This is a genomic window from Paenibacillus sp. 32O-W (genome assembly GCF_007679495.1).
GTDB classification, from domain to species: domain Bacteria; phylum Bacillota; class Bacilli; order Paenibacillales; family NBRC-103111; genus Paenibacillus_L; species Paenibacillus_L residui.
This window is the reverse complement of sequence record NZ_VEGP01000103.1, coordinates 1-10,556: the sequence shown is the minus strand read 5'-3', so window position 1 is coordinate 10,556 and position 10,556 is coordinate 1. Positions and strand designations below refer to the sequence as shown.

Below are 10,556 nucleotides of genomic sequence, written 5' to 3'. Positions count from 1 at the left end.
GCGTTAATTGCGCACGTACGGATCTGTGAGGGGTAAGGGGCACAATCCTCGAAGGAAAGGCCCCGCCTACTCGACCATCAATTTTCCAAAGCGGGGCAGCACATAGCTAAAAAGATGTACAATCGCCGCTTTTCCGACTTTGCAAGGAGATGTACAAATATCGCGGCAGTCTCCGGCTAAAAAAGGTGTACAATCGCCGCTTAAAGTTCCGGAGCATAAAGCGAACCGCCTGCGGGTAGCTTGGATTGCCCGAAAGCTTCATTAGGTCCCTCAACGCCCGCTTTTGCTCCATAAGCTGCTGTGTTTTTGAGAGGACAGGGGCTGCTAACCCGACCTCCATATATTTCCACCGGCGCAATTAGCGGAGAATACGATGGTACTCGGCGATGATCCATAATTAACACCGCATAGCCCAACAAGCTTAAGACAGCGCTCACATAAAAATGATTGACACTGATTATGACAGAATATATGATATATGTACCTGTAATTTAGTTGTCTATATCTAAAGACTAAAGCGCTTTAAATTGTCTACGAAAAGAAATGGGGGCAAGCGGTTATCGCCGAACGTCCGGAGAAAGCTTCATGTCTGCTCATGCTGTTATCAGCCGGGGGTAGCTCCTCGGGCGCTCGATTATTCGAGGGGGTGAACTCTTGCATTTGTGTGGTTCCGTGTGCTGAAAGCGAATCCAAAATTGTAAATCATTAAGGGGAGACTGTTGGTATGAATGAGACAGCCGTTCAAACTCGGGACACCAGGCAGCCTAACACAGGACGGTGGAATGGCTTAAAAAGGAGAATGTGGCGGGAACGGTATATTTACTTGCTGCTGCTTCCGGGGGTTCTTTACTTCGTCATCTACAAGTATGTGCCGATGGCCGGGCTAGTGATCGCCTTCCAGGATTTCAATCCGTTCACCAGCATTTGGGAGAATGATTGGATCGGGTTCAAGAACTTCTCGCGAATCTTCGCGGATAAAGAAGTGGTGAACGTCATCTGGAACACGATCAACATTTCTTTACTGCAGATTTTGATGGCTTTTCCAATTTCCATTATTCTGGCACTGATGCTTAATGAACTGCGCAACGAAACATACAAACGCATTATTCAATCCATGGTGTATCTGCCGCACTTTTTATCCTGGGTCGTTGTTGTCGGTATCTTTGTCGTGTTCCTGCGCGGAGAAGGCCTGATTAACAAATTCCTGACGGATACTTTGAATTGGAACCAGATTCCTTTCTTGACCGATCCGGCCTTGTTCAAGCCTGTCATCATCGCCCAGATTATTTGGAAGGAATCGGGCTGGAGCACGATTATTTTCCTGGCCGCATTGGCGGGGGTCAATCCCCAGTTGTATGAAGCGGCCGTTATCGACGGGGCCAGCCGCTGGAGACAGATTTGGCACGTCACTCTGCCGGCCATTCGCAGCGTTATCGTTATCCTGTTCATTCTGCGGTTGGGAAGCGTTATGGATACAGGCTTCGAACAAATCTTCCTGATGCTGAACCCGTTCAACATGGATACGGGCAATGTATTGGATACCTATGTTTACTTCAAGGGGATTCAGCAGGGGGATGTCAGCTTCGCTACGGCCGTCGGCATGTTTAAAGGATTGGTCGGATTGGTCCTCGTGATGGCGGCGAATCGGATCGCCAAGCGCTTCGGTGAAGACGGCCTGTATTAAATGTGACAAAGGAACGGGGAGGCAGGAGCCGTCCGATCCGTTGGCGCGACAGGTTCCTTATATTACCGCTCTCAAGAGATCAGTTTATTTAAAAGGTGGCTTCAAGTGATGATCAAACGTACTTTTTCCGATAGGCTTGCCGACGGCGTCAATATCGTTTTGCTTGCTGTCATCGGTTTATCGATGTTATTTCCTTTCCTGCATATCTTCGCGGTTTCCTTCTCATCCCTTAAGGATGTATTGGAAAGAGACCTTATTCTATGGCCGAGAGAATGGGTCACCGATGCTTATCAAACGATTTTCGCATCGAACAATTTTGTACGCTCCCTCACTGTAACCGCTTACGTAACGATAGTGGGAACGATCGTGAATCTGTTTTTTACGGCGACCATGGCTTATGCGCTCACACGCAATGCGCTGGGACAGCGCACGATTCTGATGATGGTCGTATTCACCATTCTGTTCTCGGCAGGGATGATTCCCACTTATCTGGTTGTCAAAGCAACCGGGCTGATCAATTCGTTATGGGCCTTGATCATTCCAGGGGCGATAAGCTCCTTCAACCTTATTGTGATCCGGCAGTTTTTCCTGAGCATACCGACTGAGTTGAATGAAGCGGCGCTAATTGACGGGGCCAACGAGCTGAGGGTGTTCTATTCCATCATCCTGCCGCTGTCCAAGCCTTCCTTGGCCGCCTTCGGATTGTTCTATGCCGTAACCCACTGGAATACCTATTTCGCCGGTATTCTGTATCTGAATAATCCTTCGAAATGGCCGATACAGGTCATTCTGCGGCAAATCGTCATTGTCAATGAGCCTACGGCCGCGCTAGGAGCGGAAGTGATGATGATGCTGGAAAATCCGCCGCCGCCGGTTACCATTCAGATGGCTGCGATCCTTGTCGCTACGCTGCCTATCCTGATTGTCTATCCGTTTCTGCAGAAGCATTTTGCCAAGGGGGTGATGCTCGGCTCGGTCAAAGGGTAGAAGCCGTATGGCGAGCCGCAGCGATATTCCGCACAAGGGATCGGTAGCAATTTGAGAAAGAAAATCGAAGAGTACTGCTTGGACAATGAAAAGGGGAGGTTTTCATATGAAGCACAGTAAATCGTTTATTCTGGCCGCGGCATTCATGCTGACGGTGACCGCTTGCAGCTCGGGATCGGGATCGGGCACGGGGACGGATCCGGAGAAAACGGCCCAGCCGGAAGCCAAGGTGGAGAAGAAGCATCAAATTACAGGGATCACCTACATCTACGGAAATCCGCCGCCAGGCAATGGAGAAGGGCAGAAGAAGCTTAACGAACGCTTCAATGTCGATTACAAGGTAGACAAGGTCCCGCAGGAAAACTATGTGGAAAAGCTGACAGCCATCGTATCGGGGGGAGATATTCCGGATATGATCGGGTTCCGGCCGAATGATATGGCCCTGTTTCAAAAATGGGCGGGCCAGAAAGCTTTCCTTCCGCTGGATGATTACATCGACAAATATGAATCGCTTAAAGCGGTTCCCAAGGAAGTATGGGACCAGTTCAGAATCGACGGCAAAATATACGGGATTCCGTCCTGGGCTCCTCTGGAAGGCAATTCCTTCATGATTCGCAAAGACTGGCTCGATAATTTGGGGCTGGAGATCCCGACCAGCTACGAGGAGCTTAAAGAAGTAGCTATCGCGTTCACGAAGAACGATCCGAATAAGAACGGGAAGGACGACACCTACGGATTGGCCATAGGGCAGAACATCAACCCGGATTTTGCGATGGGGCCTTACTGGCAGTTCAATACATGGTATCATAAAGACGAGCAAGGTAATTTTATTCCCGGAATTATGTCCGAGGGACGCAAGGAAATTATTCAATTCATGCACGACCTGTACAAAGAGAAGGCCATAACCAGTGATTTCGCCGTGCTGAACTGGGCCGATACGAATGACGAATTTTACAAGGGGAAAGCGGGAATTTTCCTGGTCGCCCCTCGCGGAATGTCCCAGGCTTATATGGAAGGCCTGCTGCAAATCAACCCGGAGGCTGAATTCGCCGTTCTTCCGCCATTTGAAGCACCCGACGGAAGCCAGGGCTTTACAGCAGGGACGGGATACGCCCGCTTCAACGCTTTGAGCGCCAAGCTGGCCAAGGATCCCGACAAGCTGGCGAAAATATTGGAGATGCATGATTTCTCCAGAGCCTTCTATCCTTCTTCCGAGCAGGGCGCCTCCAATGCCGATTTTGATTGGTTCTACGGAGGGGAGAATGTTGGCTACAAAATGGAGAACGGCAAACGGGTGATGCTGAAATCTGCCGAGGGCTGGGAGCCCGCCGCTTACTTCCAGGATAATACGAACTGGATTCCGGACGGTGTGGACCCCGAATTTGACAAGGCTTACACCGAGCCGAAACTAATTCAGGTGACCAAGGACCTGATGGCCCTGAATAAGGAAATGAAGAGATATTTCCCGCCGAATTACGGCATTCAGTCAGAAACGGATAATCTGAAGGGTACGGAGCTGCTTACCTTTATGATGAACGAGCAGACGAAGATGATTGTCGGCCAGCGTCCGATTTCCGATTGGGACGCGCTGGTGGCTGAGTACTTGCAGCGCGGCGGAGCCGATATTATTAAGGAAGTCAACGCCGGAATCAAAGAACGGGGTTATAGTGAAAGAGTTTGGAAATAAAGTCGCCAACCCATATTGATTGGCGATAATCCGTTGATAAATTCCTGGGGGAGGGGCAGCTATTGCCCCTCTTACTGATTGCTGGGAATTAATATTTATGGGCAGAGGTGAGAAGAAATGGGACGCTTTGAATGTATAGGCACGCCGGTTCGCGCGGATGAGACCCGTTCGGCGGCGGTATGCCGCAACGCCGAGGGTGAGGAGCGCGTCGTTATTGCCGCACGCGGATATGTGCTGATCGTCCATCCCGATACCGGGGATTGCCGGCAGCTTCCTTTTCCCGAAGGCTGGGTCGATTATCCGTTCGCATCCATAAGCGACAAGGCCGGCCGATATTATACCGGAGCCGGCCGCATGCTGATGGTGCTGGACCCGTTCACGGCCGAATTCGTCTGGTGGACGAAGGGTGAACAGGTGCCGGAGGAGGAAATTCTCGGCTTCGCCTTTGCTGAGACGGAGGAAGGCACTGTATATGCGACCACTTATCCGGGCTGCAAACTGATAAAGGTGAACCCGGATACAGAAGAATGCGAACGGATAGGCCGCTTGAGCAACGGGCAAAAATACGCGATGTCTCTGGCCGCCGACCGTCAGGGCTGGCTCTATGCAGGCATCGGTACGCAGCAAGCCGGCATTAGCGCTTATCATCCCGATACCGGCATACTGGCGGAGTGGCTGATCTCCGGGGACGATGTGGCGGGGAGCGGCCAGGTTCACCGGGGAACCGACGGGGAGGTGTATGCAAGCCTGCCTCTGGCGGGTGAGGGTCAGGAAGCGCAGACCCGCTGGTTCCGGCTGCTGGGCGGCGAGGCGGTCCCTGTGAAGGCTGCGGATGTCGCTCCCTCCGTTTATCGGGGCAGCGGATATCAGAAGCTGTACGGTCATTTGTCCGGCGGACGGACAATCATCTCCTGGCAGCTGGCGGACAGCGAGCTGACCATGGAGGAAGCCGACGGGAGCACGACGGTTTGGCCTCTTCATTATGAAGGCTGGGGCACCAGTCTATCCCCTATGACCCAAGGGCCGGACAATCGGCTCTATGGCACCTCCAACCATCCGCTGCATCTCTATCGCTATGATCCGCGAGAAGACGAGCTGGTCAATTTCGGCGGCAAGGTGGTCGAAGAGGGCGGGGGAGGCAATATTTGCGCCTATGCGGCGCAAGGTCCGTATTTGCTTGGAGCGGCATATGCCGGGGGCAGGGTTCATATGCTGGATACCCGTGAGAACCCGGGTTTGGAGCGGGATGGCGGAAGAAATCCAAGGCTCGTATATTTTGACGACAGGATTCACCGTCCGCGCTGTGCAGCGGCCCATCCGGACGGGCAGCATATTCTCTACGGCGGTTTTCCCGGATATGGCGCAGTAGGGGGAGGGCTGGGAATCGTGCATGTGCCCAGCGGAACAGTCACCGTGTATCCTCATGATCAGATTGTGCCGTTTCAGAGCACGCTTGGCCTGGCCTGCCTGAGCACGGGAGATATTATCGGCGGCACCAGCATCGAAACGCCGGGAGGTGCCGAGCCGGCGGCTCGGGAAGCGGTCCTGTATCGTCTGAGCTGGCAGGAGCGCAAGGTCGTTCGCCGTTGGACGATACTTCCTGAAGCTCGGGAAATCTCGCTGCTTGCCTGTGACTCCCGGGATTTCATCCACGGCTTGACCTCCGATTCGCTTTATTTCGTCTTTGATCCTCGTGAGGAACGTCTGCTGCAGCGCTTAGACTTGTCGAGTTGGGGAGGGGTAGTTAGACAGGGGCTTATTACAGCAAGGCAAGGAGGCCAAACCGTTATATTCGGATTATTAAGCGGAGCGCTGTTCCGGGTCGATCCCGGCACCTGTGAGCCCGTTAGGCTGGCCGACACCCCGCGGAAGGCGACCAGCGGATTAGCTTATATTAATGGGAAGCTGTACTTCGGCTGCAGCAGCGAGCTATGGCGATATTGCATAATTTGAAAAGCATAAATTGGAAATGATAGAAAGGCCATGATATACTAGAATGAAGCGACATTGACTAGGAGCGGTAAACTATGCTGCGTAGAAGGAATAACTTTCAAGAGAGATATGATCGGTTTCTTCGAGAGCTAAGAGACGAAATAGTGAGCGGGGAATTGGCACCGGGGGAATATATTCTGCCGGAGGGCACCCTGAGCGAGAAATACGAAATGAGCCGAATGTCCATTCGGAAGGCTCTGGCCGAGCTTGTCCAGGATGGCTTGATAGAGAAGATACCGGGCAAAGGGAATCGCGTAACGAGGCCCTCCTATGAACAGTCCCCTATCCAATTAAGACTCGCATGGTTTTCGAATTCGTACGAGATTGAGATTGTTCGACGCATTATCGCGGCATTCGAGGAGCGGCATCCGATGATCAAGGTCGAGCTGATGCTTCTTCCTGAGGATGAATATACAGACTCCATCATACGTTTGACGGAACAGGGCGCCGGTCCGGATGTGTTCATGATCTCGGATCAGCATGTGCGCGAATGGATAGATGTGGGCAAGACCGAGTATCTGACCGGGTATGTCCCCAAGCACTTGGATCCGCAAGCAAGCAGTTACCCCGAGATTTTCGAAATCTTCACGGATGGGGGGCGTATGCTGGCAGCTCCTTTCATATTCTCGCCGGTAGTCATCTGCTATAATCGTTCAATATTCCGGGAGAATGGAATGGAGGATGCGCAGATCAAGGACTGGAACGATCTGTTGGAGATCGCCCGGAAGTGCACGCGTTCTGCCCGGAAGGACGGTATGGTGGAGGAGTACGGGTTCTGCTTCTCTTCTTCGATGAACCGTTGGCCCGTCTTTCTGCTGCAGAACGGCGGAGAGCTGATGGAGCAGGGACGGAGTGTCTTGTCCAAGCCGGAGAATATCGAGGCTTTGAGCTTCTGTACCTCTCTTATGTACGAGCACAGAGTATCTCCTATTTACTCTCATGGAAGCAGTCACCTGGCGGAAAGCCTGTTCAAGAAGGAGAAGGTCGCGATGATCATGACAACCTACTATTTCATGAACGAGTTTCGCAATCTTTCGATAGAATGGGACGTGCTTCCTCTACCGAAACAACGCGAGGAGGCCACTCTGCTGCTTGGCGGAGGACTTGCGGTCAGCTCTCAATCCGAGCATACCAAGCTAAGCCAGAAGCTGGTCGATTATATGACCGGCCTGGAAGCGCAGACGATGATCAAGCAGTACGGATGCACGGTTCCGGTACTAAGATCGGTGGCGGAGGACGATAAGCTGCTTGATCCGGCGATTCATCCCCGGCATTATAATCGTTATCTGGACGTGCTTCCCTATGCCCGCCCGCTGAAGAGCTTGGGGCTTGGCCAAAGCCAGATCCGCTTGCTCTTCGATGAGCTCAATCTGCTGTGGGCCGGAATGGAGAAGCCCGCGGAGGCATGCTCGAGAATCGAATCGAAGTTTAACCGAAGACCGAAGGAACAGCCGCTTGTATGATATGGGCGGCTTTTTTTTATAAACTCAACTTTCACAGACTCAGATTGACGGGGATTCCTTGTAGATAAAGGAAAATCCCAAAAAATAATAGGTTCTTGACAGAAAAACATCCCTTTGTTTGGCAAAATGGAGTGTCAACCAACCACTCCACACAAAAAATAGGTTTATGATACACCAAATTTTAAATCACCTCTAATTTGCATGGCGTCAATTTTTATTGGCACTGCCTGAAAATCGTGCTTCAGTTTATCTGTTTGAGGAATGTTATCCGGATGATGGCCCGGAAGTAGAATAAAAAGCCGCTTCCCGCGCCTTCGCTTGGGCTACCTCCTCCACCGAGCTTAAACATAAAAATATTTCGTATCCATCGTCCCGATGGATACCCATCTTACACAAACTTCTTGACGCTACCTTCATTAGTGTGAAAATTGGTTACTACTTAGGTCCCCACTGGGGGCCTCTTTAATTTTCTTTTGTTTATGGAAGGAAGAATATGGTTTGTATCGAACTACTAAATACTAAAAGAAAAATGAAGGAGCTACGAATGTGGAACTAACGCCGCAACAAGTCTTAGATATTTGCAAAGGTGACGAGGAAATTGCAGCGAAATTCAATGCCCTTCTTGCTCTTAACTTAAAACTGACGGAAACCGTAGCCGCTCAAGCTCGGCGAATTGAAACATTGGAGAAACGTATTCATGAACTAGAGCGCCAGCTCGGCCAGAATAGCAATAACAGCAGTAAACCGCCTTCAAGTGACGGACTCCGTAAGCCGCCCGTCAATCTGCGCAAATCCGGCGGCAAAAAGGGAGCGCCCAAGGGTCACCCGGGACATACCTTGCATCAAGCGGTACACCCAGATCATATTGTTACCCTGCCGGTGGGAAAGGCATGCGAACACTGCTGTTCCTCCCTGCAGGACGCGACATTCGTCGGTTATGAGAAGCGTCAAGTATTCGATCTACCCGTCCCGAAATTGGAGATCACCGAGCTCCGCGCTGAACAATGGCGGTGTTCCTGTTGCAACCGCGTCACGCAAGCATCGTTTCCCGCCGACGTGACGGCACCCGTCCAGTATGGCAAAGGCTTTTCGGCATGGACTGTCTATCTGAATGCGCGCCACATGATTCCTCTGGAACGCATCCGGGAGCTCTTCGCCGACTTGACGAATCAATATTTGAGTGAAGGTACGCTGCTTTCCTTCATGCGTCGGATGCATTCTAAGTTAAGTACGGTAGAATCCTTCATTCGCAAGCGTATCGCCGAGTCGCCTGTTCTTCATGCCGATGAGACCGGGTGTCGCGTAGAAGGAAAAACAAATTGGCTTCATACTCACAGCACACCTGAATGGACCCTTCTAAATGTGCATGAAAAGCGCGGTTTCAAAGCCTTCAGCGAAGTCGGAATCCTTCTCCATTATCCAGGCATCGTGGTTCATGATTGCCATTCATCCTATTTCAAAGAGATATACCGATTTATTCACGCACTATGCGGTGTCCATTTAATGCGAGAATGCATCGGGATCATCCAGAATGACCACCAACGATGGGCGGCACACATGCTCCGGTTGCTATTAGCCAGCTGGAATTTGGTTAAGGAAGCTAGAGCTCAAGACCGCCCCTTGGAACCGGATACCATCCGGCGGATCGAACGCCTCTATGATACGATTCTGCAGCGAGGCGAATCCGAGTGGCACCAAGGAAAGGTCCGCCCGAAAACAGGAACACGAGGCCGAAAATGCAAAAGCCCAGCCGCCAATTTGGGTGAAAGATTCCAGATGCACAAGGAATCCATACTGCGGTTTCTTTACGATGCCCGCGTGCCGTTTGACAATAACCAAGCTGAACGGGACCTACGTATGACCAAAGTGAAACAAAAAGTCTCCGGCTCATTCCGTACTTGGGAGGGTGCGCATCAATTCGCGCGAGCCCATGGATTTATTTCAACGTTGCGCAAACAAGGCCTTCCTGTCCTTCCTTCACTCTTTGCAATTCTCCAAGGCAACTTTGCTTTCCCTCAGGGTACCTAAGTAGTAACGAAAATTGAAACCTTAATGGATTTCAGAGGCTGTCGATTAATGGTGTACGATTATGATCATGGAAACCTGCACGGTTTGGTTTTAACGGAACCAGATGACCTTAATCGCTCCAAAAAGGCCTTTCGGTCATTTTAACGGAACCAGATGACCTTATTCCCAAGAAATGATCGCGAAAGTAGGAGAATTCTAAGAAATAAGCGCGTCTGGTTCCGTTAGTCTACAAAAACTTCCTATTTTGACGAAATAAGGTATCCCAGTTCCGTTACGTTTACGCTTTTATCCATTACCAGTTTCATTGATGCTACACAATTTTGCTTTTACTATTACAATCATCCAGTTGAACACCTTTTCCACATTAAATCGACAGCCTCTAAAATACAGTTAGTCCCCCATGCCTCTGGCGCGGCACCATCAGATGGTGAAAAATAGATGGATTTTCAAGGTAGAAGTGCCATTTCGCATACAACGACGCCGGCAAACGCCAGCAAGCAAGCGCGATCTGCTCTGGTTCTGTCTGCTTTCTCTGTAATGCGTGCCGGCAGCCGTTTCTCCCTGCTACTCAGGGATATTAATTTACCTGCACAATTGCACGTCTTTTGCTGATTTTGGCTAAAATCGTTCCGAAGACCTGCACTTTTGGAGCGACCAAGCCTAGGTCGAGTGAGGTAGCAGGTGTGAACCCTGCTTGGAAAGACGCCAACCACGT

6 protein-coding genes are annotated in these 10,556 nt (G+C 51.0%); all 6 read left to right on the top strand.

Going from position 1 to position 10,556, the window contains the following annotated elements:
* Positions 1-724 precede the first annotated feature (724 nt).
* The 6 genes from FS806_RS24015 to tnpC all read left to right on the top strand — a co-directional run bounded on the left by FS806_RS24015 (position 725) and on the right by tnpC (position 9,841).
* Positions 725-1,684, top strand: coding sequence for an ABC transporter permease (locus FS806_RS24015; RefSeq protein WP_144941744.1), 960 nt, complete (start codon positions 725-727; stop codon positions 1,682-1,684).
* Positions 1,685-1,792: 108 nt separating this feature from the next.
* A complete protein-coding gene (locus tag FS806_RS24010) occupies positions 1,793-2,671 on the top strand; it encodes a carbohydrate ABC transporter permease (protein WP_144941742.1) in 879 nt (292 codons plus the stop codon).
* Between the two features lie 106 nt (positions 2,672-2,777).
* Positions 2,778-4,358, top strand: coding sequence for an extracellular solute-binding protein (locus FS806_RS24005; RefSeq protein ID WP_260982240.1), 1,581 nt, complete (start codon positions 2,778-2,780; stop codon positions 4,356-4,358).
* A 117-nt stretch (positions 4,359-4,475) separates the two neighbouring features.
* Complete coding sequence (locus tag FS806_RS24000) at positions 4,476-6,311, top strand: oxidoreductase (protein WP_144941740.1); 1,836 nt, start codon at positions 4,476-4,478, stop codon at positions 6,309-6,311.
* A 74-nt stretch (positions 6,312-6,385) separates the two neighbouring features.
* Positions 6,386-7,813, top strand: a complete 1,428-nt coding sequence (locus FS806_RS23995; protein ID WP_144941738.1) for an extracellular solute-binding protein — start codon at positions 6,386-6,388, stop codon at positions 7,811-7,813.
* Positions 7,814-8,359: 546 nt separating this feature from the next.
* Positions 8,360-9,841, top strand: a complete 1,482-nt coding sequence (gene tnpC, locus FS806_RS23990) for an IS66 family transposase (RefSeq protein ID WP_144941736.1) — start codon at positions 8,360-8,362, stop codon at positions 9,839-9,841.
* The last annotated feature ends 715 nt before the right edge of the window (positions 9,842-10,556 follow it).

What these genes read in the sequence shown, in the direction of transcription:
- FS806_RS24015 (WP_144941744.1), top strand. Translation starts at nt 725, where the DNA reads ATGAATGAGACAGCCGTTCAAACTCGGGACACCAGGCAGCCTAACACA.
- FS806_RS24010 (WP_144941742.1), top strand. Translation starts at nt 1,793, where the DNA reads ATGATCAAACGTACTTTTTCCGATAGGCTTGCCGACGGCGTCAATATC.
- FS806_RS24005 (WP_260982240.1), top strand. Translation starts at nt 2,778, where the DNA reads ATGAAGCACAGTAAATCGTTTATTCTGGCCGCGGCATTCATGCTGACG.
- FS806_RS24000 (WP_144941740.1), top strand. Translation starts at nt 4,476, where the DNA reads ATGGGACGCTTTGAATGTATAGGCACGCCGGTTCGCGCGGATGAGACC.
- FS806_RS23995 (WP_144941738.1), top strand. Translation starts at nt 6,386, where the DNA reads ATGCTGCGTAGAAGGAATAACTTTCAAGAGAGATATGATCGGTTTCTT.